Origin of the sequence: Peribacillus frigoritolerans (genome assembly GCF_004358755.1) — a bacterium.
In the GTDB taxonomy this organism is placed as follows: Bacteria; Bacillota; Bacilli; order Bacillales; family Bacillaceae; genus Bacillus_P.
Window position 1 is genome coordinate 1,322,356 of sequence record NZ_SMZY01000001.1, and the last position, 25,488, is coordinate 1,347,843.

General features: G+C 40.2%; 21 protein-coding genes, 1 pseudogene and 1 riboswitch. Of the genes and pseudogenes, 3 read left to right on the plus strand and 19 right to left on the minus strand.

Annotated features, from left to right (window positions below; translation table 11 throughout):
- Nucleotides 1-45: 45 nt before the first annotated feature.
- From E2R53_RS06890 to hflX, 6 genes are all read right to left on the minus strand, one after another.
- Entirely contained in the window at nucleotides 46-1,407 is a 1,362-nt protein-coding gene (locus E2R53_RS06890) for an LLM class flavin-dependent oxidoreductase (RefSeq protein ID WP_133310989.1), read from the minus strand.
- Nucleotides 1,408-1,499: 92 nt separating this feature from the next.
- Nucleotides 1,500-2,345 (minus strand): MetQ/NlpA family ABC transporter substrate-binding protein, encoded by an 846-nt coding sequence (locus E2R53_RS06895; protein WP_133310990.1) that lies wholly within the window; start codon nucleotides 2,343-2,345, stop codon nucleotides 1,500-1,502.
- 127 nt (nucleotides 2,346-2,472) lie between these two features.
- Nucleotides 2,473-2,579: riboswitch (SAM riboswitch) on the minus strand.
- A gap of 683 nt (nucleotides 2,580-3,262) precedes the next feature.
- Nucleotides 3,263-4,597, minus strand: a complete 1,335-nt coding sequence (glnA, locus tag E2R53_RS06900) for a type I glutamate--ammonia ligase (protein ID WP_133310991.1) — start codon at nucleotides 4,595-4,597, stop codon at nucleotides 3,263-3,265.
- Nucleotides 4,598-4,663: 66 nt separating this feature from the next.
- Nucleotides 4,664-5,068: a MerR family transcriptional regulator gene (locus tag E2R53_RS06905; RefSeq protein WP_133310992.1), complete on the minus strand. Its 405-nt coding sequence runs from the start codon at nucleotides 5,066-5,068 to the stop codon at nucleotides 4,664-4,666.
- A gap of 87 nt (nucleotides 5,069-5,155) precedes the next feature.
- Complete coding sequence (locus E2R53_RS06910; RefSeq protein ID WP_133310993.1) at nucleotides 5,156-6,424, minus strand: aminotransferase class I/II-fold pyridoxal phosphate-dependent enzyme; 1,269 nt, start codon at nucleotides 6,422-6,424, stop codon at nucleotides 5,156-5,158.
- On the minus strand, nucleotides 6,417-7,700 hold the full coding sequence (hflX, locus tag E2R53_RS06915; RefSeq protein ID WP_286166100.1) for a GTPase HflX: 1,284 nt from the start codon (nucleotides 7,698-7,700) through the stop codon (nucleotides 6,417-6,419). Before hflX ends, E2R53_RS06910 begins: the two co-directional genes overlap by 8 nt.
- A 181-nt stretch (nucleotides 7,701-7,881) precedes the next feature.
- Between hflX and E2R53_RS06920 the strand changes: the two genes are divergently transcribed.
- The gene (locus E2R53_RS06920; RefSeq protein ID WP_133310994.1) at nucleotides 7,882-8,484 is read left to right on the plus strand and encodes a trimeric intracellular cation channel family protein; all 603 of its coding nucleotides are present in this window, start codon (nucleotides 7,882-7,884) and stop codon (nucleotides 8,482-8,484) included.
- An 83-nt stretch (nucleotides 8,485-8,567) separates the two neighbouring features.
- Here E2R53_RS06920 and spoVK read toward each other — a convergent pair.
- From spoVK to E2R53_RS06940, 4 genes and pseudogenes are all read right to left on the minus strand, one after another.
- Nucleotides 8,568-9,386: pseudogene (gene spoVK, locus E2R53_RS06925) on the minus strand (stage V sporulation protein K); the annotation flags it as partial.
- 378 nt (nucleotides 9,387-9,764) lie between these two features.
- A complete protein-coding gene (hfq, locus tag E2R53_RS06930) occupies nucleotides 9,765-9,989 on the minus strand; it encodes an RNA chaperone Hfq (RefSeq protein ID WP_070877335.1) in 225 nt (74 codons plus the stop codon).
- 27 nt (nucleotides 9,990-10,016) lie between these two features.
- Nucleotides 10,017-10,967: a tRNA (adenosine(37)-N6)-dimethylallyltransferase MiaA gene (gene miaA / locus E2R53_RS06935; protein WP_133310996.1), complete on the minus strand. Its 951-nt coding sequence runs from the start codon at nucleotides 10,965-10,967 to the stop codon at nucleotides 10,017-10,019.
- A 112-nt stretch (nucleotides 10,968-11,079) separates the two neighbouring features.
- Nucleotides 11,080-11,457, minus strand: a complete 378-nt coding sequence (locus E2R53_RS06940; RefSeq protein WP_133310997.1) for a YmaF family protein — start codon at nucleotides 11,455-11,457, stop codon at nucleotides 11,080-11,082.
- 178 nt (nucleotides 11,458-11,635) lie between these two features.
- Between E2R53_RS06940 and E2R53_RS06945 the strand changes: the two genes are divergently transcribed.
- Nucleotides 11,636-12,115 (plus strand): hypothetical protein, encoded by a 480-nt coding sequence (locus tag E2R53_RS06945; RefSeq protein ID WP_133310998.1) that lies wholly within the window; start codon nucleotides 11,636-11,638, stop codon nucleotides 12,113-12,115.
- Nucleotides 12,116-12,149: 34 nt separating this feature from the next.
- On the opposite strand, the gene mutL is transcribed toward E2R53_RS06945, so the two are convergent.
- From mutL to cotE, 3 genes are all read right to left on the minus strand, one after another.
- Complete coding sequence (mutL, locus tag E2R53_RS06950) at nucleotides 12,150-13,991, minus strand: DNA mismatch repair endonuclease MutL (RefSeq protein WP_133310999.1); 1,842 nt, start codon at nucleotides 13,989-13,991, stop codon at nucleotides 12,150-12,152.
- 16 nt (nucleotides 13,992-14,007) lie between these two features.
- Nucleotides 14,008-16,596, minus strand: a complete 2,589-nt coding sequence (gene mutS, locus E2R53_RS06955) for a DNA mismatch repair protein MutS (protein ID WP_133311000.1) — start codon at nucleotides 16,594-16,596, stop codon at nucleotides 14,008-14,010.
- 383 nt (nucleotides 16,597-16,979) lie between these two features.
- The gene (gene cotE, locus E2R53_RS06960) at nucleotides 16,980-17,525 is read right to left on the minus strand and encodes an outer spore coat protein CotE (RefSeq protein WP_133311001.1); all 546 of its coding nucleotides are present in this window, start codon (nucleotides 17,523-17,525) and stop codon (nucleotides 16,980-16,982) included.
- A 206-nt stretch (nucleotides 17,526-17,731) separates the two neighbouring features.
- Between cotE and E2R53_RS23170 the strand changes: the two genes are divergently transcribed.
- A complete protein-coding gene (locus E2R53_RS23170; RefSeq protein ID WP_165970918.1) occupies nucleotides 17,732-17,881 on the plus strand; it encodes a hypothetical protein in 150 nt (49 codons plus the stop codon).
- Nucleotides 17,882-17,977: 96 nt separating this feature from the next.
- Here the strand turns inward: E2R53_RS23170 and E2R53_RS06965 are convergent, their stop codons facing one another.
- The 6 genes from E2R53_RS06965 to E2R53_RS06990 form a co-directional block, all read right to left on the minus strand.
- Entirely contained in the window at nucleotides 17,978-18,409 is a 432-nt protein-coding gene (locus E2R53_RS06965; protein ID WP_133311002.1) for a RicAFT regulatory complex protein RicA family protein, read from the minus strand.
- A gap of 3 nt (nucleotides 18,410-18,412) precedes the next feature.
- Complete coding sequence (miaB, locus tag E2R53_RS06970) at nucleotides 18,413-19,942, minus strand: tRNA (N6-isopentenyl adenosine(37)-C2)-methylthiotransferase MiaB (protein ID WP_133311003.1); 1,530 nt, start codon at nucleotides 19,940-19,942, stop codon at nucleotides 18,413-18,415.
- A 248-nt stretch (nucleotides 19,943-20,190) separates the two neighbouring features.
- Complete coding sequence (locus E2R53_RS06975; RefSeq protein ID WP_133311194.1) at nucleotides 20,191-21,369, minus strand: glycine C-acetyltransferase; 1,179 nt, start codon at nucleotides 21,367-21,369, stop codon at nucleotides 20,191-20,193.
- 158 nt (nucleotides 21,370-21,527) lie between these two features.
- Nucleotides 21,528-22,568 (minus strand): L-threonine 3-dehydrogenase, encoded by a 1,041-nt coding sequence (tdh, locus tag E2R53_RS06980; protein WP_206197357.1) that lies wholly within the window; start codon nucleotides 22,566-22,568, stop codon nucleotides 21,528-21,530.
- 198 nt (nucleotides 22,569-22,766) lie between these two features.
- Nucleotides 22,767-23,633 (minus strand): 2-oxoacid:ferredoxin oxidoreductase subunit beta, encoded by an 867-nt coding sequence (locus E2R53_RS06985; RefSeq protein ID WP_070877325.1) that lies wholly within the window; start codon nucleotides 23,631-23,633, stop codon nucleotides 22,767-22,769.
- Entirely contained in the window at nucleotides 23,634-25,373 is a 1,740-nt protein-coding gene (locus E2R53_RS06990) for a 2-oxoacid:acceptor oxidoreductase subunit alpha (protein WP_133311004.1), read from the minus strand. It lies immediately after the preceding gene.
- Nucleotides 25,374-25,488: the final 115 nt, after the last annotated feature.

Sequence of the window (25,488 nt, forward strand, 5' to 3'; positions counted from 1 at the left end):
ATATTCTGGTTGAATAAATTGGTCTGCTTATCAAGACATAAAAGTTCAGCTGTTTCCTGTACTAACTTGTTCACTCGTTTTTAACACAAACTGATTTTCAGGATATCTAAGACCTAAGTTCGCCCGAAGAGTCACACCTTCGTACTCAGATCTAAATAAACCCCTTTCTTGAAGGATTGGCACAACTAATTCAATAAAATCCGTCAATGAATCAGGTAAAATTGAAGGTATAATCATATATCCATCAGCTGCTCCGCCTGTAAACCACCGTTCTAGTTCATCAGCGACCTTTTCAGGCGTTCCAATAAAGTTAGCTTTTGGAGCTGCATTACTCACCTTGTTATAAAGCTCGCCTACAGTAGGATTCTCCTCCCGAATAATACGCTGAATTTTTTCATAGTCACTTTTAATGCTGTTAACCTCTCTCCAAGGAATTTCAGAAGCAGGTGTATCATGTTTAAATTGGGTCAAATCTATATTTCCAACATATCCAGATAAAAATTTAAGAGCTTGTTCAGGCATCAGTACATCTTCAAGCTGACGGAGTTTCTCTACTGCCTCCTCCTCTGTTCTTCCGATTACAGGATTTATTCCTTGCAGAATAAGAAGTTCATCTTCTGTACGTCCGAATTGGCTTAGTTTATTCTTCAGCTGAAGGTAATAAGCGCGTGCTTCTTCAAAATCAGCTTTGTGGCTAAATACAACCTCAGCACTTCGGGCTGCAAGTTTTTGACCTGGTTCAGATGATCCTGCTTGAAAAATGACAGGCTGGCCTTGCTTGGATCTCCCAATATTAAGAGGTCCCCTAATATTAAAATAGGTCCCCTCGTGATTTAACACATGAACTTTTTTTTCATCATAAAATTGACCAGTCTCTTTATCTCGAATAAATGCATCATCCTCCCACGAATCCCAAAGTCCTTTCACTACATCAATAAATTCCTCAGCCATTCTATATCGCTCATCATGAACAACATGTTTCTTCCGGCTGAAATTGAGCGCTGTCAGCCCCGTTGCATCAGCTGTCGTGACTAAATTCCATCCTGCCCTTCCTCCGCTTATATGGTCTACCGAGGCGAATTGGCGTGCAAGGATATAGGGTTCGCTGTATGTAGTTGAGGCTGTGGCTACTACACCAATTCTACTCGTCGACACAGCGATGGCAGTAATTAGAATGGCTGGGTCAAATCGATTCAAAATATGAGGGTGCGAGTTTGCATCAATAGCTAAACTATCCGCAATAAAAACAGCATCAAATTTCCCGCGTTCTGCTTCTTGTGATATTTTCTTGTAAAATGAAACATCGATGCTTGCATCTGCTTGAACATGAGGAAGACGCCATGATCCGAGATGCATGCCCGAACCTACAATATAAACAGCAAATTTCATGGTTTTGTGTTTAGCCAAATAAATCATCCCTTCACAAATGGGCAGTATCAGACGATAAGTATCAGACCATTCCGGCAACAATTTGACTACAGGCATTGAGTATCGGGTCTTTATTGATTATTTACGATTTCTTCAACAGGTTTTTTCACCGGGATTTTGGTTCCGCCAAATTCCTTCTTAATGAAGTCCTGAACTTCTTTCGAATGATAAATACTGCTTAATTTATTCAGGTTTTTATCTTTTTCGTTTTCTTTTTGAGTAACAAGAATATTAATATTAGCCTGTGTATCTTGATTGATTTCTTCATGGTAAATCGAATCTTTAATAGAATTCAGTCCAGCATCAAGAGCGACGCTGTTTCCAATTAAGGAGGCATCTACATCAGGAAGTGACCTTGCTGTCGATGAACCGTCCACCGGGACAAATTTAATATTTTTAGGATTTTCTACAATATCTTGAATCGTTCCAAATGAATCAAAATCATCTTTTAACGTAATGACACCTGCATTTCGCAATACGCGAAGAGCCCGTGCTGTGTTTGCTGGATCATTTGGAATGGCAATTTCAGCATTTTCAGGGATGTTTTCAACTGATTTCAAGTTTTCAGAATAAATGCCCATTGGTTCTAAATAAGTTGTTGCTATTGCGACTAAATCTGCATCTTTGCTTTTCACGTAATCTTGAAAATAAGATAGTGACTGAAAAGCATTCACATCAAGTTTTCCATCATTGGTTGCTTCGTTAATTTGCAGGCCGTCATTAAATTCTTTTACTTCAATCTCAATACCGGCGTCTTTCGCTGCTTTCGATTTAGAAATAAAGTTCCAAACTTGAGCATCTGAGCCCGATGATCCTACGACAATTTTGTTGTTTTCAGACGCGTTTGAGCTTAAATTGCATGCTGATAAGATAACGAATATGATTCCGGCTAGAAGTGTCATTGAAATTTTTTTCATTATTATCTCCCTTTTCAATCTTTTTTTAAAATCCATATTATTTTGTAGCCTCACCCCCTTCAAAAATTGAATAAAATAAAAACCCCTTCTAAAATAAGAAAGAGTTTCGGTTTAAAACGAATATCTCATCTTATCTTTCAAGCACATTCATGCTTGCTGGAATTGGCACAGTACTAAAAAAAGCCTGCTGCCGAGGTTTCATAGGGCCATTCCCTCCACCTCTCTAAATAAGAATATATGCTTTTACTCATTCCTAAACGATCCGTCTCCTCCTTGGTTCAAGTTTATAAATACACGAAAGGCTTTCAATCCAGTCTCAAGGTAACTAGGATGAAAGCTTCTGGTTTTCCAGTGAGCGAATTTCTATAGAAAAATTTGTTAATATCAAATTAATACAATTAATCAGATGTGTCAAGTCGGAATTTAAAATAATAGTTAGTTTTTATATTACTCAATGAAAATATCAATTATGCATAATTTAAATTATTGAATAAAATAATTGCTATGATAAAAACCGATTGACTTTTATTGGTTTCCTACCCTAAAATATACTAAAATAATCGGAATAGTCAAATTAACTCAGAAAGGTCGGCCCAGCCCTATGAACACAGAACTTATAACTAACAAAAAGAAAAGCGACATATTAAATCCTATTCTACTCCCTCGGTTAGATAAGTATTTCTAACGAATGCTCGCTTATTGGCAGGATTTCATACCACTTGTTAGAGTATGACTGGACGAGTAAAAGGGGATACTTTAAGCACTTTATTATAAGAATAGTTGTTGTAATGAACAAAAACATTGATAAAAATATGGTGGTCAAAAAGTGGTCAGGTTTGTGGTCAACGCAATTATTAATGAAAAATTTAGAATTATAAAAACCCCCTGACACCAATGGTATCAGGGGGTTGCAGATATTAATATTGAGACATATACTGTTCTCTTTCCCAAGGGTGAACTTGAGTTCTGAACATATCCCATTCAATTTCTTTTGCTTCCATGAAGTGCTCGAACAAATGCTCTCCAAGTGCATTGATGATGACTTCATCTGTTTTTAATAGGTCAAGAGCTTGAGCAAGTGTAGCAGGAAGATCAACGATTCCGTTCTCTACACGCTCTTCTTTTGTCATAACATAGATGTTGCGGTCAATCGGTTTTGGAGCCGCAAGCTTGTTTTTGATTCCGTCAAGACCTGCTGCAAGCAATACAGACATTGCTAAGTATGGGTTTGCAGAAGGGTCAACGCTTCGTACTTCTACACGAGTGCTTAGACCGCGTGAAGCTGGGATACGAATTAACGGACTTCTGTTTTGTGCTGACCATGCAACGTAGCAAGGTGCCTCGTAGCCTGGAACTAAACGTTTGTATGAGTTAACTGTCGGGTTAGTAACAGCAGTAAAGTTCGGTGCATGCTTAATGATGCCGGCGATGAAATGTTTAGCTGTTTCACTTAATTCAAGATCGCTGTTTTTGTCATAAAATGCATTTACGCCGTCAGTGAACAATGATAAGTTCATGTGCATTCCAGATCCGTTTACACCAAACAATGGTTTTGGCATGAATGTAGCATGCAGACCGTGTTTGCGGGCAATTGTTTTAACAACAAGTTTAAACGTTTGGATGTCATCACAAGCTTTTACTGCACCGGCATATTTGAAATCAATTTCATGCTGTCCAGGAGCTACCTCATGGTGAGATGCTTCGATTTCAAAGCCCATCTCTTCAAGCTCAAGCACGATGTCGCGACGGCAGTTTTCGCCAAGGTCTGTAGGAGCTAAGTCAAAATAGCCGCCATGATCATTTAATTCAAGAGTAGGTTCGCCTTTTTCATCAAGTTTGAATAAGAAGAATTCAGGTTCTGGTCCAAGATTAAAGTCCGTGAATCCAAGGTCTTCCATTTCTTTCAGCATACGTCTTAAATTGTTACGAGGGTCTCCGTCAAATGGAGTTCCATCCGGGCTGTAAATATCACAGATAAAACGAGCTACTTTCCCTTTTTCAGAAGTCCATGGGAAGATAACGAATGTATCGATATCAGGGAAAAGATACATATCAGACTCCTCAATGCGGACGAAGCCTTCGATTGAAGATCCATCAAACATACATTTGTTGTCTAAAGCTTTTTCAAGCTGACTTACTGGGATCTCAACATTTTTAATTGTTCCCAGGATGTCCGTAAACTGCAAACGGATATATTTTACGTTTTCTTCTTGTACTAATCGTACAATATCTTCTCTCGTATACTTTGCCATTTTGAAAAATCCTCTCCTAACAATACCAAGATATATATATTTTAATTTAAGTGAAGCTTACGTTCATCAGTGAAAAAATCTCGACATATCCCCCTGTCTGAGAGATGATCTTTGAAAACGCCCTGCCTGCATAAGCTCAGCTTTCAGCAATTTTCGCAGTTCAGCATCAGAGAGATCCGGTTTTTCCACTTTCTTAGGTTGTTCCTCATTCGGCAATTCAAATCGTTCTTCTTTTTTAGAAAAGATTTGCTTTATGCCTGCCATATTGACGCCTTGTTCAATAAGGCTTCTGATTTCAAGAAGTGTGTCTACATCATTAAATGAAAATAATCGTCTGTTTCCTTCTGTTCTTGCAGGAAAAATCAGGCCATTTTCTTCATAATATCGGATTTGTCTGGCAGAGAGCTCTGTCAGCTGCATGACAATTCCGATCGGGAATAAGGGCATCGTGCGTCGAATTGTATCACCCATTGTATTCCCTCCTTTTCTTAACTTATTCTTATTATATTCCATGTCATATAATGTGTCAACATTATGTTAGGAAAAATGACATCGAATTTAAATATGGATTAGTTCTTTTTGCAGAAGATGATCTATCGCTGAACATATGGCAATTTTCACATGAGAATAGGTTAATCCTCCCTGCACATAGGCTGTAAACGGCGCACGCAGCGGTCCGTCTGCTGAAAGTTCAATGCTTGCACCCTGAATAAATGTACCTGCAGCCATTATGACGTCATTTTCATAGCCCGGCATATAACTAGGGTATGGCGTGACATGCGAGTTAATTGGGGATGCGTACTGAATGGCCTGACAAAAAGCAACCATTAAATCCGCCTGATTAAACTGAACCGATTGAATTAAATCAGTCCTGACAGCATCCCAGGAAGGATTTGTATTGAGCCCTGCCATTTCAAGGATTGCCGCAGTAAAAACTGCCCCTTTAAGAGCTTGAGCGACTACATGAGGCGCAAGGAAAAAGCCCTGATACATTTCCTGAAGACTATATAATGAAGCACCTGCTTCTGCTCCGATGCCCGGTGATGTCATCCTGTATGAGCAAGCCTCAATTAAATCCGCTCTTCCTACTAAATATCCTCCTGTCTTAGCGAGCCCCCCGCCGGGATTTTTAATTAGTGAACCCGCCATTAAGTCCGCACCTGCATGACATGGTTCCAGCTCCTCCACAAATTCCCCGTAGCAATTATCAACGAAAACAACAATATCTTTTTTAATTGATTTGACAAAATCAATCATTTCTTTAATCTCAGTAATTGTGTATGACGGTCTAGTTGCATACCCTTTTGAACGCTGAATGCCGATCATTTTTGTTTTATCTGTTATTGATGCCCTGACTGTTTCGAAATCAACGCTTCCGTCTGCTTTTAAATCTACTGCTTTATAGCCAATTTTAAATTCACTGAGCGAACCGACTCCGCTCCCGCGAATCCCGACAATCTCTTCAAGGGTATCATATGGTTTTCCAGTTATGTAAAGGAGCTCATCAAATGGACGAAGAACTCCAAACAAGGCGATCGAGATTGCATGTGTGCCAGAAATAATTTGAGGACGCACAAGCCCTGCTTCTCCCCCAAACACATCAGCGTATATTTTTTCAAGAGTGTCCCGTCCGTGATCATCATACCCGTAGCCTGTTGAAGGAATAAAGTGCGAATCACTGACTCTGTGATCTCTGTAGCTTTTTAGAACACGATATTGATTGATCTCCATTCTTTCGTCGATTTCTTTATGAACCTGAGCGATTTTTTCTTCTGCCTGTTTCGATAGCTGTGATATTTTCTCACCAAATTTTAGTTGTTTAAACATTGCTGCTGCCCTTTCTATTGTACATCTGTATATGCCCGGCAACTGAATGCGTCGGCAAATAATGTCCTTGTATTTCGTAGTGGTTTGTTTCTTCATTAAACATGAAATGCCCGACCATCGTTTCAGTCTTTATAAGCGATAGCAGTCTGCCTTCACTTGCAGGCACTTCAATGCTGAATGGCTCCATTTGTTCGACTGAAACAGATTGTATCTTCTTTTTAAGAAGTCTGACGTCACTCTCACTGAAAGCACTGATTTGAACATGTTCAGCTTTTGGCGATGGAACAAACTCAACTGACTGCTTATCTTTTTTATTGTACACTGTCAGAACCGGTATGGCTGAAACCTTCAATTCATCCAGCAGCTTGTAAACCGTTTTTTCATGATTTTGATAGTCATCGTTTGAACTGTCAACAATATGCAGAATGAGATCTGCTTCTTTCACTTCTTCTAATGTAGAGCGGAATGCTGCAACTAATGTTGTCGGCAAATCCTGAATAAACCCGACGGTATCTGTAAGCAAGGCTTGATATCCCGAAGGCAGCGTCATTTTCCTTGTCATTGGATCTAATGTAGCAAACAGTAAATCCTCTTCAAATGTGCCTGCATCTGTAATTCTGTTAAAAAGAGTAGATTTGCCTGCATTAGTATAGCCTACGAGGGCAATTTGGAATGCCTGATTTTTCTTTCTTCTTTCGCGGTATCGATTGCGGTGGCTCACTATAGCAGAAAGCTGCAGTTTGATTTCATGTATCCTGCTTCTAATATGCCTTCTGTCTGTTTCAAGCTGAGTTTCACCTGGCCCTCTAGTACCGATTCCTCCGCCTTGGCGGGATAGATTTATACCTTGTCCGCTCAGCCTCGGCAATAAGTATTGAAGCTGCGCAAGTTCAACCTGCAGCTTGCCTTCTCTCGATTTGGCACGAGTCGCAAAAATATCAAGAATTAATTGTGTCCGGTCGATTATTTTTATATCAAGTGCAGCCGTCAAATTACGCTGCTGGCTTGGGGAAAGCTCATCGTTAAAAATAATTAAATCCGGTTCAAGTTCTTCTGATAGAGCGATCAGCTCCTCAACTTTGCCTTTCCCTATGTATGTAGCCGGATGTATTCTTTCTCTCTTTTGAGACAGCTGAATCATCACTTCACCATTTGCTGTTTTCGTTAATGAAGCAAGCTCGCTCATCGTATATTGAAAGGCCTCGTCATCTAATTTCGGAAGCTGACAGCCAACCAGAATGACTTTTTCAATTTCAGAATATATGTTCTCTTTCAAACGTGTATCATCCTTTTCAGCAATAATTTTGCATTACCATCATAACAAAAAAAACACGAATTCACTAATTGTTTCCTATATAGAAAGGTTTATGAAAGAAAATGGTTGCATTTCCCCTTAACGCCGTATAAAATCAAAACGGTTACATCTTGAGAGCGTATTAGCAAAGGGGATTCAGGCCATGACATGGGAAGTATTGAGCATCATTGGAACGATTGCATTTGCCGTCAGCGGAGCGATTGTTGCGATGGAAGAAGAATATGATATTTTAGGAGTATATATATTAGGAATCGTTACCGCATTTGGAGGCGGTGCAATCAGAAATTTGCTGATCGGTGTTCCGGTATCTGCGCTATGGGAACAGGGAATGCTTTTTCAAATTGCTTTGATTGCAATGACAACCGTTTTCTTATTCCCGAATAACTTACTTAAACACTGGCAGAAATGGGGAAATCTCACGGATGCCATTGGATTATCAGCATTTGCCATTCAAGGTGCCCTATATGCGACACAAATGAATCACCCTATAAGTGCAGTTGTTGTAGCAGCAGTCTTAACGGGCAGCGGAGGCGGAATCATCCGTGACCTTTTGGCAGGACGCAAACCGCTTGTGTTAAAATCAGAAATTTACGCAGTATGGGCAATCCTTGCCGGTCTTGTCATCGGATTTGACCTTGCCGAGTCTGCCATACAATTATACACCTTATTTATATTGCTTGTGGTATGCAGAGTGCTTTCTTATACGAATAAATGGAGTTTGCCGAATAAATCCCTTCATCATTAAGAAAAGCAGCATGTCCTTGATCATATCAGTTCTAATCAGAATAAATAAATGCTGACACGATAAAAAAGCCGCAGATTGCGGCTTTATTCTTTTATGACGAGATCCTGGCTTTTGATTGTCACCAGGTCATCCCGCTGATATTGATCTGATGAAAGAAGTCTCATCGCCTGGGATCTGATGGATTTCTCAATGACATTTCGGACATATCTGCCGTTTGAAAACTTAGCAGGCGCCATGTTTGTTTTAATCATGTTTAAATGATCACGCAGCTTCCACTCTGCTTCTTTGCTGAATGTGTATTCCCTTTCATTCATCATTCTTTTCGAGATCTCCATCAGCTGTTCTACAGAATAATCCGGAAAATCCACGACCAGGGGAAATCTTGAATGAAGACCTGGATTAAGAGACAGGAAATGATCCATTTCTTTTGAATAGCCCGCTAAAATCAGGACAAATTCATGCTGCTTATCCTCCATATGCTTAACAAGCGTATCAATCGCTTCTTTGCCGAAATCCTTTTCTCCTCCGCGTGCAAGTGAATATGCTTCATCTATAAAAAGAATCCCGCCCAGCGATTTTTTTATCAGATCTCTTGTTTTTTGTGCTGTATGTCCAATGTATTCTCCGACTAAATCTGCCCTTTCAGCTTCAATCAAATGTCCTTTTGAGAGCACATTCATTTGAAAAAACAATTTGCCTATCAGCCTGGCAACTGTTGTTTTGCCTGTTCCCGGATTTCCTTTGAACATCATATGAAGGGATTGCTTTCCAGCCTTTAAGCCTTGTTCCTCACGCTTCTTGTTGATGTAAATCCATGCATAAATTTCTTTTAGCATCCGTTTCATTTCTTCCATGCCCACAAGAGTGTTTAATTCAGCTTCCATTTCATTAAGAATGACATGCTGAGGCTGTGTTTTCGGAATTTTTATTTCATAAGTTGATGTTTCGCTGATTTTCTCTTGATACGTCTTTTTTTGCCCATTCAAAATCACATTAATTTGACCATTGTTTTTAAATGTGACTGCTTGATCCAAAGATGTTCACCTCACATTCTTTTACTACTATACGTCGCACGGGGCAAAATCGTGACAAATGCCTATATAAAAATATGAAAATAATTTTACTAATTGAAAAAAATGTTGATACATGCGATGTTTTGTAGTATTATGCGCTTTCCCGAGAAATATTCCCGCTTATTTGCTAATGCAATATAGATGTAAATATATTTAAAGTCAAAAATAAAAGCAGCCTCCAAGGTGCTGAAGACTGCTTTCATTTCTCTATTCTAATTCAAGTGATACATTTTTCTGAGGTGCAAATGTTGAGATTGCATGCTTATAAATAAGCTGCTGCTTTCCTTCTGTTTCTAAAAGAACCGTAAAGTTATCAAATCCTTTGACAAGCCCTCTTAATTGAAAGCCGTTTAACAGGAATACTGTTACAAAGGTACCGTCTCTACGGATATTATTTAATACTTGATCTTGAATATTTACTGTTGTTTTCATGTTTCGTCCTCCTCTTTTCTCTATGTGTTATGTATTCGCGCTTAAATTAAGCTTTCCTGCTATATATGTAAAAATTTCATTGAATCTCAGTTCCATATCCAGCGGGTGGCTCATATCGAACCATTTCACATCCATTTTATTGCGGAACCAGGTAAGCTGGCGTTTAGCATATCTTCTGGAATTTTGTTTAAGCTGCTCTTTTGCATCTTCAAGGGAAACAGCACCGTCAAAATAGGCATACAATTCTTTATAGCCTATCGCCTGAATGGATTGGCAATCCCTCAGCCCAAGATCATAGAGATTTTTCACTTCTTTAATCAGACCCTGATCCATCATGAGGTCTACTCTTAAATTAATTCTTTCGTAGAGCTGTTCTCTTTCCATTGTAAGACCTACAACCACGACATCGTACAGCAGAACCTTCTCTTGTTCCGCAAGAAAATCTGTCATTGTTTTGCCTGTACAATGAAAAATCTCCAGCGCCCTGATAACACGCCTTACATTATTGGGATGAATTCTTCCGGCAGACACAGAATCAATTTCAGCGAGTTTTTCATGTATCACTTCGTTGCCAAATTCAGCCGCTTCAGCTTCAAGTTGTTTCCTGAAAGCTGGATCAGAGGCGATGTCAGTGAACTGATAGTCGTATATGACAGATTGTATATATAATCCAGTTCCGCCGACGATGATAGGCATTTTGTTCCTTGCGTGAATGTCTGAAATTAATGGACGGGCAATTTCCTGAAATTCAGCAGATGAAAAATCTTCTTCTGGATTTTTTATATCAATAAGATGATGCTGTATTCCGTCCATTTCATCCGGACTTATTTTTGCAGTGCCTATATCAAGTCCGCGGTATACCTGCATGCTGTCACCGCTGATAATTTCCCCGTTTAGTTTTTTTGCGAGCTGTATACTCAAATTGGTTTTGCCAACAGCTGTCGGTCCAATAATTACAACCAGCTTCTCTTTCTTCAACTTGCAACCACTCTTTCATACCTTATAGTCTGCTTTTCAACATCTTATCACTTTAAATCAGTGAATACCAGTTTATTATTTCCAGTTTTCTGTTCAGCCAAACGATTGATAGTCAATAACCGATTGGTCCGCTTGTTCGGCCATTAAATAAATGCTGATGAACAGGCTTCTGCTGTTCTGAATAGACAACACCGCCAAACTCGACAGGCTCCGCTTCTGTATAGTTCCTGTACGTTTTCCCGGAAAATAAGTGATAGTGGGTTCCATCCAGCATTGGAATAGGAGGGCCTGTTTTTACATAAAAACGGTGATAATGCTGATTATCAAACGTTGTTAATCCTTCAACATAATGAAAATGTTGATCATAAGAATTTCCGTTCAGAGGTTTTGAAAACCCAAGTACATAATGATAATGATTTTCTTTATAATCAGTGACTCCCTGATAAAAGTGAGCATGCGGAACCGGAAGCTGCTGCCGGTAACAGTCCATTTGAAAACACTCCTTTTCTCTTTATCATTCAGACTATGAAAGGATAAGGAATTAGGCGCATGAATCAGGAAAATAAATGCAGCAGTCTAGGAACTAAAGGTTAATTATTATTTTTCAGTTTTAATCCGAAATTTAAGGGAATTTAATCAGTAATTCATTTAGTAGGAGGGCCTGTTGCATGTTTCAGCTAGAGGATATGATCACATTTTTTTGGGCTTTCTTTTTCGTGCTTCCAATCGTAGCATTTATCCATCAGCTGGGACACTTTGTCTTCGTTTGGATGTTTGGGGGCAAAGCCGTATTTATACTAGGCAGAGGGAAACTTCTATTCAGAATAGGAAAACTTGAAGTCAATCAATACTATTTTTTAGATTCCTTTTGTCAATACGACAGTTTAAAATGGGATAATCGCTACACACACGCATTTGTCTATGCCGGCGGGTCTCTATTTAATCTATTAGCTATTTTGATTGTTAATACCTTGATCCACACTGGTATTCTTGAACCGCATATATTTTTCTACCAGTTTGTTTATTTTTCCGTTTACTTTGTGTTCTTTTCGTTGCTTCCATTTAAATACTCAGAAAATCACTCGTCTGACGGGCGGTCTATATATGATGTGTTCAAATATGGCAAAAGCTGCAGTCAACTTGATTAGAAAAAATAAAAGGAAAGCCGGCCGGCTTTCCTTTTTACATGATGCGCTTAAACATCTTTTCCATCTCATACGTTGAATAATGAATAATAATCGGTCTTCCATGCGGGCAAGTAAAAGGATCTGTTGTTTTTCTGAGCGTTTCGAGCAACGCAAACATTTCATCATTGCGGAGATGATGATTGGCTTTAATGGCAGCCTTGCAGCTCATCATGATCGCAGCTTCTTCACGGAGCTTTTTAATATCCGCCTGTTTATGACCTAGCACTTCCTGAATGATTTCCTCAATTAACTCCCCCTCGTCTCCGCGCGGGAACCATTGCGGATGAGAGCGCACAATAAAACTATTTCCCCCAAATGGCTCAAGGAAGATTCCCACTTCAGCAAGTGCCTGCATTTTCTCGTTTATGATCAAAGCTTCATCTGCTGAATAGTGAATCGTAATCGGAACAAGGAGCTCTTGGACTTCAGTTGCAACTTGTCCTACTTTTTCTTTAAAGTATTCATAATTGATTCTTTCCTGTGCCGCGTGCTGATCGATAATATATAATCCAGTCTCATTTTGGGCAAGAATATACGTTCCGTGCATTTGGCCTATCGGATATAGAACTGGAACTCTTGGTTCAGCATCTGCTGCTTTCGGTTCTTCTTCATAAAAATCAGCTGGCTGTTCATCGTAAGTTTCAAGTTCCTCTTCAATAACTGGAGGACTTTGTTCTGTGATTTCCTCTTTTGGTTCCGAAGCTTCATCCAGTTCAATCTCCGGCTTTTCCATGACCTGCTGAACATATACAGCTGACAGCGGCTTTTTTTCAGCATGACTGAACGTAAATGTCTGCTGTTCATCAAAACTTTTTTCTTTCCGCTTAGGCAAAACAGCTTCAGGAATCAGCTTTTGATGAGAGAATGCTTCCTTAATGCCTGCTGTAATCAGTTCATTCAATTCTGCCTCTTTGCTTAACCTGACTTCCATTTTGGCAGGATGAACGTTTACGTCGACTAAAATAGGATCCATGTTGATTTCCAGAAAGACAATTGGAAACCGGCCGATTGGAAGCAGGGTATGATAGCCTTGCTGAATGGCTTTTACAAGAGGATAGTTTTTTATAAATCTGCCATTAACGATTGTTGATATATAGTTTCTGGATGCTCTTGTGATTTCAGGCAGAGAAATATAGCCTTTCACTTCAAAATCAAGAGACTGTAAGTTAATAGGAATCATTTTCTTTGCGATTGTAAGCCCATAAATGCCCGCAATAACCTGACGCACATCGCCGTTCCCGCTCGTATGCAGCATTTGCTTTCCATTATGAGTAAGCTTGAAAGAAATGGATGGGTTTGACAGGGCCAAACGGTTGACAACATCTGTAATGTTCCCAAGCTCGGTATGAACGGTTTTCACATATTTTAAACGGGCTGGTGTGTTGAAAAATAAATTCGTCACAGTAAGGTCGCTGCCTTTTCTGCTTGAAGCAGCCTCATGGATCTCTACCTTTCCTCCTGATAGAACCATTCTTGTCCCTGCACCAGACCCTGTGCTTGTTTTTAACTCAATATGGGAAACAGACGCAATACTCGGCAAAGCCTCTCCCCTGAATCCCAAAGTCCGGATCCGGAAAAGATCGTTTTCGTCTTTGATTTTGCTTGTAGCATGTCTGTGAAAAGCGTTCAGACAATCCTCAGGCAAAATGCCGTCTCCATTATCAATGATTCGGATCTTGCTTAAGCCTGCTTCTTCTATGTGAATTTCAATGACCGTACTGCCGGCATCAATGCTATTTTCCGTTAATTCCTTTACAACAGAAGCCGGACGTTCGACAACTTCTCCGGCGGCTATCTTATTTGATAGTGAATCGTCAAGGCGAATGATTTTCCCCATGCTGTTCACCTCTTCATTATTTTAATTTTTTTTGGATTTGATAGAGTTCATTCATTGCATCAAGCGGAGTCATTTCAAGCAGGTTAATGGCCCGAAGCTGCTCAAGCACCAGCATGTCTTTTTTCGGAACTTGTCTGCTCTCTTTCTTTGCAGGCTGTTCATTAAAAAAGGAGAGCTGAGCTTCATCGCTTTTAATTGTTTCCTTCTTCTCTATGACCGATGCAGGGACTTTTACTGTTTGCTCGGCTTCTAAACTTTCTAAAATTTCTTTTGCTCTGGCAATCAGCTCAGCCGGCAGTTCTGCAAGCTCGGCAACATGAATTCCATAACTTTTATCTGCCGGACCTTCCTCTATTTTGTGCAGGAACACAACCTTGCCGTTTTCTTCTATGGCCGATACATGAACATTCTGAAGCTGCGGCAATCCCTCAGCAAGGCTAGTCAGCTCATGATAATGCGTGGAGAACAGCGTTTTAGCACCGATATGATGGTGAATATGTTCAATAATGGCCTGAGCAAGCGCCATTCCATCATAAGTAGAGGTCCCCCGCCCGATTTCATCAAATAGGATTAAGCTGTTATCCGTAGCATTGACAATGGCATTTTTTGCTTCCAGCATTTCAACCATAAAGGTACTCTGTCCTGATATTAAATCATCAGCAGCGCCTATTCTGGTGAAAATCTGATCAAAGATCGGCAGGACAGCTTCTGAAGCAGGAACAAAACACCCGATTTGAGCCAGAATAGACGTCAAAGCAACCTGTCTCATATACGTGCTCTTACCGGACATATTTGGCCCCGTAATCAAGAGCATTCCGCGTTCATTTGAGAAATAACAATCGTTTGGAACATATTCCTGGGAATTCATTACTTTTTCAACGACTGGATGTCTGCCGTCCTTAATGAACAGCTCTTGATCTGAAAAAGAAGGTTTGGAGTAATGTCTTTTTTCACTGATGACAGCAAAGCACTGCAGCACATCGAGCTCACTTATGCACTTTGATAAGGATTGAAGTCTTGGAATAAATTCTTTAACTTGTTCCCGGAGCTTTACAAATAATTCATATTCGATATCTACCATTTTTTCTTCTGCTTCAAGAATGAGGGTTTCTTTTTCTTTAAGCTCAGGTGTTATGAATCTTTCAGCGTTTGTCAGTGTTTGCTTCCGTGTATATCTGCCTTCTTCAAGCAAGTGGACATTCGCTCTAGTCACTTCGATATAGTAGCCGAATACTCTGTTGAACCCAATTTTCAGCGATTTAATGCCTGTACGCATCCGCTCTTGCTGTTCAAGCTCTGCTATCCATGATTTGCCGTTTCTGCTGGCATCCCTGAATTGATCAAGCTGTTCATGAAAGCCGTCTTTCATGATGTTGCCGTCTTTAATAGACAGCGACGGATTCTCTACTAACGCTGCATCAAGCAAGTCTGTCAGTTCTGTGCAAGGATCAATTTTTCCTGCCATTTCATTTATTTGATTATGCTTTACTGTTGTTAGCACTTCTTTTATTGCAGGCACCTGCTGCAGTGATTTCTTCAGCTGGATTAAGTCTCTGGCATTAACATTGCCGAATGCTACTCTCCCGGCGAGCCGTTCAAGATCATAGACTTCTTTTAGCCGTTCTCTGAGATCTTCGCGTTCAAAATAGTGGTCAATCAAGGATTGAACCATTTGAAGACGGCTTTCGATTTCATTTTTAGACAGCAAAGGCCGATCAATCCACTGCTTGAGCATTCTTGCCCCCATTGCTGTTTTTGTCTCATCAAGCAGCCAGAGCAGCGACCCTTTTTTGCCTTTAGAACGGATCGTTTCCGTCAGCTCCAAATTGCGCTTTGAATACAAATCAATTTTCATGAAATCCTGCAGCTGATAGACTTTTACTTTTTGCAGATGATCAAGGCTTCTCTTTTGCGTTTTCTTCAAATAGTTGTGAAGTCTGCCGAAGGTTTCTTTTAATCTCGCATCTTCCAGGTGACCAATTATCGCTTCAATTTTCTCTGTGCCCGCATCGATTTCAAACGAAACGGTCACTCTGGATCTTTCAGCGATTTTTTTTATATATGATTCAGGAAAATCAGAATGCACAACTAATTCCTTTGCACCCAGAGAATACATTTCATTAATAATGTCATCTATATGATTTAATAAGGTCACTTGGTTTTCACCAGTGGATAGATCTGTAACGGCGAAACCAAACTTAGAAGGAAATTCAGTTACAGAAGCTAAGTAATTATTTTCCCGCTCCTGCAGACCTTTTCCGTTCATAACCGTTCCAGGTGTGATCAGCTGTACAACTTCACGCCGGACAACACCCTTCGCCTGTTTTGGATCTTCTGTTTGTTCACATATGGCAACCTTGTAGCCTTTTTCAATTAATGATTCTATATATCCGGGAGCAGAGTGATAAGGTACACCGCACATTGGAATACGTTCGGCTCCCCCGCCATCTCTGCTCGTTAATGTAATTTCAAGTTCAGCAGATGCTCTTTTGGCATCTTCAAAAAACATTTCATAAAAATCGCCTAAACGAAAAAATAAAAAGGCATCCTGATACTCTGCCTTTATTTTTAGATATTGCTGTATCATCGGCGTATATGTAGCCATTGTAATCCCCCATTGCATTTGCGTACGTTTCAAAACAAACTTTATTATAACATACATAGGGGATTTTTTGCTTTGGCGAATCCCGGAAGGTTGTCCCCGAAATAAGCATGTAATTTCTTAGTGACTCCAATATAAAAAAAGGCTTTTTTTTGAATAGATTGTTGTTTTCGGTTATTAATGTTGTCCGTTCCTTTCCGCGGTCCGGTGTGAGTCTCTTCGGCATGCCTGCGTGGTCTCCCATTTCGCTCTATTTCCCGCAGGAGTCAGGTTCCTTCCGCTGTTATCTCCTAATGGGTTCAAATATATCTGTTCTTAGAACAACAATTTACGAAAAGAGCATTAAAAAAAGAAAAACCAGGAAGATAATTCTCCCTAGTTTCCTCTTATTCTTCGTCTCCGCCTACTAAAAATTCCGGATTCAAATCTTCAAACTCATCATCGAGATCTTCTTCCCAGTCTTCATCCGGTTCAGCAAAGGCTTCTGTATTAATTGCGACAACGACCTTTGTCTCACCGACCACTTCCGCCAAAAACTCACGCTCAGCCGAAACAACAACCTTGCTTCCGTTAGGAGAAATATTGACCTCCATGCAATTTGGCTGCTGCATCACTTTTGCGATAACTTCATGCTCATCGTCCAAAAAGTTGTTATCTTTATATTTCAACTTAATGACGTCTACATAAGAAACTTTTTCAGTGACAACTTCTGTTTTCGTATTATCAGCATACGAATACCATACATTGATGTCGTAAGTACCTTCAACCTCGACTGTTTTCCCAACCTTTTTTGCATCATATTTATGGTTGATCAGCCAGCCTCCTAGAATGCTTGTTGGTTTTTGCGAAGGAGCAATGCTGTGCGTGGATTGAGTAAACTTCTTGCCTTTCGCAACTATCGCTTTCGTAATTATTTCTCTGTATTCAGCCATTCGTACATACCCTCCTCAATCAATCTTCATTTAATCCTATGCTGGGCTAGTATGGTTTGTGCTACTAATATAAAGGAATAAATAATATGTTCCACCAATACATGAATCGGTATAGTTCATTGTATGCGTGTACGCCCAGATATGTGCCTAAATTTTGAAAAGAAAAAGCGGAATTGTCCGGTAATCCTCAGTTGGGCACTAAGGTTTTGGCAGCAAAGGCTGTTTTTGCCTTTGCTGCTGGGTCCAGAGGTTATAATGATTATTTAGAACATAGTTTAATTAAATATTTATTTGCAGGATTGATTGTGTTTTTGGCTATTGCTGGGGTTAAATGCGGTAAAAATAAATCTTCATGAGCACTTTATCCGAATTAATTAGTTTAAAAGAAACTGCAGATTTGCTCTCTTAACAAAATAAAAAAAACACACTGCTTTGAACAGTGTGCTCCTCTTTTAGTGACAGGCTGAACCTGGTGAGTTATTTAATTTTGAACCTGTTTCACCGCTTAACAGATCTCCGCCGGTTGTGCGGATGATTTCATCTGTCACATGGTTTGAGACCGTGACTGCAATCAATTGAAGCAAATCGTTCACTTCAACTTGAGATTCTTTGAATTCCTGAATAATCGGAAGTTCATCTAATTCTGCCTGAATTTTATCGATTTTGTCTTCTACCTGCTTCAGTGCTTCCTGCTTGCTGTAATGCTGGAAGTTAACAGCCTGTTTTTGAAGGCTCTTGATGCTTGCTACTTTTTCGCGGATTTTTTGGTTCTCATTGATTTGTGCTTCTGCTTTTTTGAAAAATTCAACCTCTTTCGTATCAGCAACCATTTGTGCTAATTCGCGGGCTTTTGCTACGATTTCTTCTTTAGTATATAATGACATCCCCTATTTCACCTCTATCGCTTCTTCTACCATTTCCCCATCTAAAGACCACGTTTTTGCTTTGTTTATTTTCACTTTTACAATTTGGCCGACAGCAGACTTTGGACCTTTAAAGTTTACAAGTTTGCTTTTTGTTGTATATCCTGCAAGAACTTCTGGGTTATTTTTGCTTTCCCCTTCTACAAGCACTTCTACAACCTGACCTTCGTATTCCATCATTTTTTTAGCTGAAATTTCTTTTACAAGATCATTCAGCTTTTGAAGACGGGCTTTCTTTACTTCCATCGGAACATTATCCTGCATTTTCGCTGCAGGCGTCCCTTCACGCGGAGAGTAAATGAACGTATAGGCACTGTCGAATTCAACTTCACGGTACATAGACAGCGTTTCTTCAAATTGCTCGTCTGTTTCATTTGGGAAACCTACAATGATATCAGTAGTCAAAGAAGCCGTTGGAATCGCTTCCTTAATTTTTTTAACTAATGTCATATATTTTTCCCGGTCATATTTGCGTGCCATCAGCTTTAGGATCTCAGAGCTTCCTGACTGAACAGGCAAATGAATATGATCAAGCAGGTTGCCGCCTTTAGCAAGCACCTCAATCAGATGATCATCAAAATCACGCGGGTGACTTGTTGTAAAGCGGACACGGGCTACATCGATTTTTCGGATTTCATCCATTAAATCGCCGAGGCCGTATGAAATGTCCTCAAAATCCTTCCCATATGCGTTTACATTCTGGCCAAGGAGTGTAATTTCCTTATATCCGCTGGCAGCAAGCTGGCGTACTTCCTGAATGATCTCCTCAGGCCGTCTGCTTCTTTCTTTTCCGCGTGTATACGGAACGATGCAGTACGTACAGAATTTATCACAGCCAAACATGATATTGACCCATGCTTTGACATTTCCTTTACGCTCTCGAGGGAGGTTTTCGATAACGTCCCCTTCTTTAGACCAAACTTCGATGACCATTTCTTTTGACATGTATGCGTCTTTAAGAATATTAGGCAGGCGGTGAATGTTATGCGTCCCAAAAATCATGTCAACATGCTGATGTTTTTTCATGATTCTTGTAACAACTGATTCTTCCTGCGACATACATCCGCAAACACCGATTAATAACCCTGGTTTTTCTCTTTTTAGAGACTTAAGATGGCCGATTTCACCAAATACTTTGTTTTCTGCATTTTCACGGATGGCACATGTGTTCAGAAGAATTACATCTGCATCTTCTGTTGTGTTCGTAGCTTCATAGCCGAGTGCCATGAAAATTCCAGCCATGACTTCAGTATCGTGCTCGTTCATTTGACAGCCATATGTGCGGATCAGAAATTTCTTTCCGTTCCCAAGGCCTCTGAACTCTTCTGAAATGCTGAAATCATTTTGGTATTTCACTTCCTCTTTGCCGCGCTTTTTAGCATCCTTTAAGGAAGGTGGCATATAAACGGCTTGGAAATACTTACTGTAGTCCTTTTCGGATTTTTTGTCCGCCGGATTTACCTGTGTATTTTCCAAACGCTGCTTTTCATTCATGTAAAACAGTCTCCTTTCAAGCCCTTCTAACCCTACTCTCCAAGTGAGAGTATACCAATTTTATAGTATATATGTTCTTAATGAACAAAACAATATAGAAATCAAGAAAGGACATACATATATAGTAAATGAAACGGGTAAAAAAGAAAAGCGGATCCTCCTGCATAGCTTCGGGTTAAAGGGAAACAGGTCTCATCACTTTTAGCTTTTACAGCTCCAAAAAAGAGAGGCCAATAGCCTCTCTATCATTACTTCAAAATGTTTAACTCTTTTGCAGCTTTCTCAAAGATATCTAAAGCTTTCTGAAGCTCTTCTTTTGAATGCTCAGCCGTTACGATTGTGCGAACGCGTGCCTGTCCTTTTGCCACAGTCGGGAATGCAATCCCCTGTGCAAAGACGCCATATTCTCTAAGTTTATCAGAGAATTGATGAGACAGTGCTTCATCGCCCACGATAACAGGCGTTACCGGTGTTTCGCTTTTACCTGTATCAAAACCGAGATCTTCAAGGCCTTTTTTGAAGAATTTTGCGTTATCCCAAAGCTTATCAATCAGCTCAGGCTCTTCTATAAGAACATTGATCGCTTCTATACAGGCAGCTGTTACTGCTGGAGGATGAGATGTACTGAATAAAAATGGACGTCCTTTTTGAATCAGATAATCAATCAGGGTACGCGTGCTTGCTACATATCCTCCCAGTACACCAACTGCTTTACTTAATGTCCCAACTTGAATATGTACACGTCCGTCAAGACCGAAATGGTTGACTGTGCCGCGGCCGTTTTGTCCAAGTACACCTGAAGCATGTGCATCGTCAACCATAACAAGTGCATCGTACTTTTCGGCAAGTTCAACAATTTCAGGAAGAGGTGCAATATTTCCATCCATCGAGAAGACGCCATCTGTTACGATTAAACGGACTCTGTAGTCTGCTGATTCTTTTAACGCTCTCTCTAAATCTGCCACATCAACGTGGTTGTATACTTTGCGGGCAGCCTTTGTTAAACGGATGCCATCGATAATGGAAGCATGGTTCAGAGAATCTGAAATCACTACATCTTCTTTTGTCAAAATAGACGACAGCACACCCTGGTTTGTTGTAAAGCCTGATTGAAACACAAGTGCTGCTTCTGTATGTTTAAATTCAGCAAGCTTTGTTTCAAGCTCTTCATGCATGGTAAAAGTGCCGGCAATCGTTCTTACCGATCCGGTTCCCGCTCCAAATTTTTCTGCTGCTTTGATTGATGCTTCTACAAGTCTAGGATGTGTTGTTAAACCTAAATAATTGTTAGAAGATAATTGAATTAATTCTTTCCCATCAATGACAACTCTTGACGCCTGGTCTGATTCGAGCGGAATCAGCGTCCGGAATGTTCCTTGCTGTTTCATTTCATCAAGTTCTGCCTGCAAATATTCAAAACCTTTCATCATAGCCCCTCCATTTTCATTCTAATTTTTCATAATAACAGTCAGTAAAATCTCCGCTTTTATGGTTATGTATATTGTTTAGAAAAATGAGGCGGGTTTACTGCCGGTAACAGCTTATCGACAGGGGGATGAATCATCCCCCCAGCTGGAAAAATACATTATGGGTGTAATACGACTTTACCACATTTTCCTTCGATCATTAAATCAAAGCCTTTTTTAAAATCATCTAAAGAAAAATGATGAGTAATCAACGGCGTTACATCAACTTGCCCTGATTTTAAAAGTCTTGAAACCTGCTGCCATGTTTCATACATTTTTCTGCCCGTAATTCCTTGTACCGTGATTCCTTTAAAAACGATGTCATTGGTAATATCAATTTCAACTGGACGGACAGGGAGGCTCAGGATCGAAACACGTCCGCCATTTGTGACCATTTTGAAACCTTGATCCATTGCAATTGGATGGCCTGACATTTCACAGACCACATCTACTCCGTTGCCGTCTGTTAATTCATTGATTTTCGCCAAAGGATCCTCATTTTTTGAATTAATGACAGTTGTTGCTCCCATTTCTTTTGCTAAATTCAAGCGATAATCGTTCAAATCAAGCGCAATGACCTGTGATGCTCCAGCTGCTTTTGCAACACCGACAGCCATAATCCCGATTGGGCCGCATCCAATGACAGCAACACTTTTCCCTGCAACATCACCTGCTAAAACAGTGTGCACCGCATTTCCCATCGGTTCTTGAATGGATGCTACATCAAACGGCATTTCCTTCGGATTTTTCCATAGATTCACTGCAGGCAAAGCCACATACTCTGCAAAGCATCCGTCTGTATCCACACCAATAATTTTCGTGTTTTTACAAATATGATACTGTCCTGTTAAACATTGAGGACATTCATAGCAGACTAGATGAGTTTCAGCGGAAACAAAATCTCCGATTTCAACACTTGTTACTTTACTTCCTATTTCAACGACTTCACCTGAGAATTCATGGCCAAATACATAAGGCGGATTCACTCTGCTTTCCGACCATGCATCCCAAGTATATATATGAACATCTGTACCGCAGATTGAAGTAGCTTTAACTTTGATTAATACTTCATTTTCATTAATCTGAGGGATATCTACTATCTGCAGCTCAGCACCAAAGCCTCTGTGGTGCTTAACGATTGCTTTCATTTTTCCATTCACAATGAACACTCCTTGTTCCAAAAACCATCAATTTTTTATGAGTATATATGAAATTTTATCATCCATAAATAATGGTGTAAAGGAGGCTGTCCACTCCGTGTAGACATTTGAACACATGAGGAAAAAACTCGATTATTTTTTTTAAAACGTAAACTCAGGTAAAAAAACGCCTATCAATAAGATAGACGTTTTTTCCCATTACATAAACTCTGAAAGCAATTCGTTGAATTTCTCTTCGCTGATTTGCAGATCAGCATGGGATAAAGGCGTTTCACTGTAGTTATGAACTAGCTCCTGATAAGAAGGCTGATTCTTGTTCTGATAAATTAAACCAGTAACAAGTCCGTTTTTCTCCATCAGCGTCTGCATGGCAGTCATGCGGTTTGATGGATCATACCCTTCAATATCACTCAGCTTTGTAAGATTTTCTTTAAACCAGTCATATGTGTTGATTTTGTTGTAAGTGACACATGGACTGAAAACATTGATTAATGAAAATCCTTTATGATTGATTCCTGCTTCAATGATGGAAGTTAAATCTTTCAAATCAGTTGAAAAGCTTTGTGCTACAAACGTTGCACCTGCCGTAAGGGCCATCTCCATTACTGATAAAGAGGATTCAATTGAACCTTTAGGCGTGCTCTTCGTTTTGAAGCCGACATCACTTCGCGGAGATGTTTGGCCTTTTGTTAATCCGTAAATTTGATTGTCCATTACGATATAAGTGACATCAATGTTTCTTCTGATTGCATGAATCGTATGGCCCATTCCGATGGCAAATCCGTCGCCGTCACCGCCAGATGCAATAACGGTCAAATCCTTATTGGCCATTTTTACTCCCTGTGCGATTGGAAGCGAACGGCCATGAATGCCGTGGAAACCGTAAGCGTTTATATAACCCGAAATACGTCCTGAACATCCAATCCCTGACACTACGGCAAGCTGATCTGGTTCGAGTCCTGCGTTTGCTGCAGCACGCTGAATCGCCGCTTGTACGGAGAAGTCTCCGCAGCCAGGACACCAGTTAGGCTTTACATTGTTTCTAAATTCCTTAAACGTCGCCATTTAGAACAACTCCTTGCATTTTGAATGAACTTCATGCGGCAAGAGCGGATTTCCGTCATATTTTAGAATACTGGAAATTTTCTCTGCATGCCCAACATTCATTTTTATTAGGCTCGCGAGCTGTCCAGTTGCATTATTTTCAACAACTACAACCTTTTTAGCTGCCTTCACAAGCGGAAGCATCTCATCAGCCGGGAATGGATGAAGCAGACGGACGTGAGCATGATTAACCTTTACACCGTCTTCTTCAAGGCGGACCATCGCTTCTTCAATTGTGCCTCTAGTAGAGTTGAAACCTACGAATAATACATCCGGCTCAGGATGAGTCAGATTTTGGTGGACAGGTGTTTCAAAACGCATATCCGACAGCTTCCGCAGACGTTTGTCCATCTGTGCTTTCCTGTTCGTTGCCACCTCGGAAGGTTTGCCGGTTTCATCATGTTCAACCCCTGTGACATGGTGTATGCCGTTTTTCATGCCTGGCACTACACGCGGTGAAACGCCATCTTCTGTTACTTCGAAACGTTTAAAATATCCTTTATTTTCAATCTCAGGCAGCTCGCCGCCCTGTACAAGCTTTCCTCTTCGGATTTGGATTTTATCATATTGCAGCGGTTCTACTGTCTGTTTTCCAAGTGACAGCTGAAGATCTGTCAGCAGAATAACAGGACATTGATATTCTTCCGCTAAATTGAAAGCTTCGATTGTATCGTAAAATGCCTCTTGAACCGTGCTTGGCGCCATCACGATTTTCGGAATTTCTCCATGAGTTCCGTAAATCATCGCCATTAAATCAGATTGTTCCTGTTTCGTTGGAAGTCCTGTACTTGGTCCTCCGCGCTGAGTATCAATAATGACAAGCGGCTGCTCCGTAATACCTGAAAGCCCGATTGCTTCCATCATCAGAGACAGTCCCGGTCCTGCAGAAGCCGTTAATGTGCGTGTCCCTGCATAGTTTGCACCTATTGCCATCGTACAAGCCGCAATTTCATCTTCCGTTTGAATGACAGTTCCGCCGAAATCAGGCAGCTTCTTAATAAGATATTCCATGATTTCAGAAGCTGGTGTAATTGGGTAGGCTGCCATGAAACGTGCTCCCCCTGCAACTGCGCCGAGTGCGATCGCATCGTTGCCGATCATGAACATGCGTTTCATGCCGTCTGCTTTTTGAAGATACATATCATCCCGGTCAAAGTTCAGATCTTGTTTCATATAAGTTGAGCCTTTTTCAATGGCTTCTAAATTCTTTTCAACAATTTGCTGGCCTTTTTTGCCGTAAATCTCCTGCACAACATTTTGGAATTGTGCTGTTCCAAGATCAAGCACAGCACTGGTTGCGCCGATTGCAACCATATTTTTCATCAGTGACGTGCCTAACTCTGTCGCAAGCTGGGTGAATGGAACTGAATACAATACTGCGCTGCAATCATCAGGTATGACTGGATTAAATTTTGAATCAGCAATAACAAGACCGCCCTTGCGGAGTTCATATACGTTCACATCGATTGTTTCCTGATCAAAAGCTACTAATATATCAAGATCGTCAGAAATGGCACGAACTTGAGTTGTACTGACGCGGATTTTATTATTTGTATGACCGCCTTTAATTCGAGATGAAAAATGACGGTATCCATATAAATAATAGCCCATTCTGTTTAATGCGATTGAAAACACTTCTCCGGTACTTTCGATACCTTCACCTTGCTGTCCCCCAACTTTCCATGAAAGTTGACTGATCATGTGCCTTACACCCCTTCTTAAGAAACACTCATATATTTTTCGCCCTATTTTAGAGCTCTTACACACGTTATAAAATACTGTTAGAATATGTACTAAACGTTTACAATTGTAGAAC

Coding starts and splice junctions, on each gene's coding strand:
- E2R53_RS06895 (WP_133310990.1), bottom strand. CDS start 2,345: ATGAAAAAAATTTCAATGACACTTCTAGCCGGAATCATATTCGTTATC.
- glnA (WP_133310991.1), bottom strand. CDS start 4,597: ATGGCAAAGTATACGAGAGAAGATATTGTACGATTAGTACAAGAAGAA.
- E2R53_RS06905 (WP_133310992.1), bottom strand. CDS start 5,068: ATGGGTGATACAATTCGACGCACGATGCCCTTATTCCCGATCGGAATT.
- E2R53_RS06910 (WP_133310993.1), bottom strand. CDS start 6,424: ATGTTTAAACAACTAAAATTTGGTGAGAAAATATCACAGCTATCGAAA.
- E2R53_RS06920 (WP_133310994.1), top strand. CDS start 7,882: ATGACATGGGAAGTATTGAGCATCATTGGAACGATTGCATTTGCCGTC.
- hfq (WP_070877335.1), bottom strand. CDS start 9,989: ATGAAAACAACAGTAAATATTCAAGATCAAGTATTAAATAATATCCGT.
- E2R53_RS06940 (WP_133310997.1), bottom strand. CDS start 11,457: ATGGACTGTTACCGGCAGCAGCTTCCGGTTCCGCATGCTCACTTTTAT.
- E2R53_RS06945 (WP_133310998.1), top strand. CDS start 11,636: ATGTTTCAGCTAGAGGATATGATCACATTTTTTTGGGCTTTCTTTTTC.
- mutL (WP_133310999.1), bottom strand. CDS start 13,991: ATGGGGAAAATCATTCGCCTTGACGATTCACTATCAAATAAGATAGCC.
- mutS (WP_133311000.1), bottom strand. CDS start 16,596: ATGGCTACATATACGCCGATGATACAGCAATATCTAAAAATAAAGGCA.
- cotE (WP_133311001.1), bottom strand. CDS start 17,525: ATGGCTGAATACAGAGAAATAATTACGAAAGCGATAGTTGCGAAAGGC.
- E2R53_RS06965 (WP_133311002.1), bottom strand. CDS start 18,409: ATGTCATTATATACTAAAGAAGAAATCGTAGCAAAAGCCCGCGAATTA.
- miaB (WP_133311003.1), bottom strand. CDS start 19,942: ATGAATGAAAAGCAGCGTTTGGAAAATACACAGGTAAATCCGGCGGAC.
- E2R53_RS06975 (WP_133311194.1), bottom strand. CDS start 21,369: ATGAAAGGTTTTGAATATTTGCAGGCAGAACTTGATGAAATGAAACAG.
- E2R53_RS06985 (WP_070877325.1), bottom strand. CDS start 23,633: ATGGCGACGTTTAAGGAATTTAGAAACAATGTAAAGCCTAACTGGTGT.
- E2R53_RS06990 (WP_133311004.1), bottom strand. CDS start 25,373: ATGATCAGTCAACTTTCATGGAAAGTTGGGGGACAGCAAGGTGAAGGT.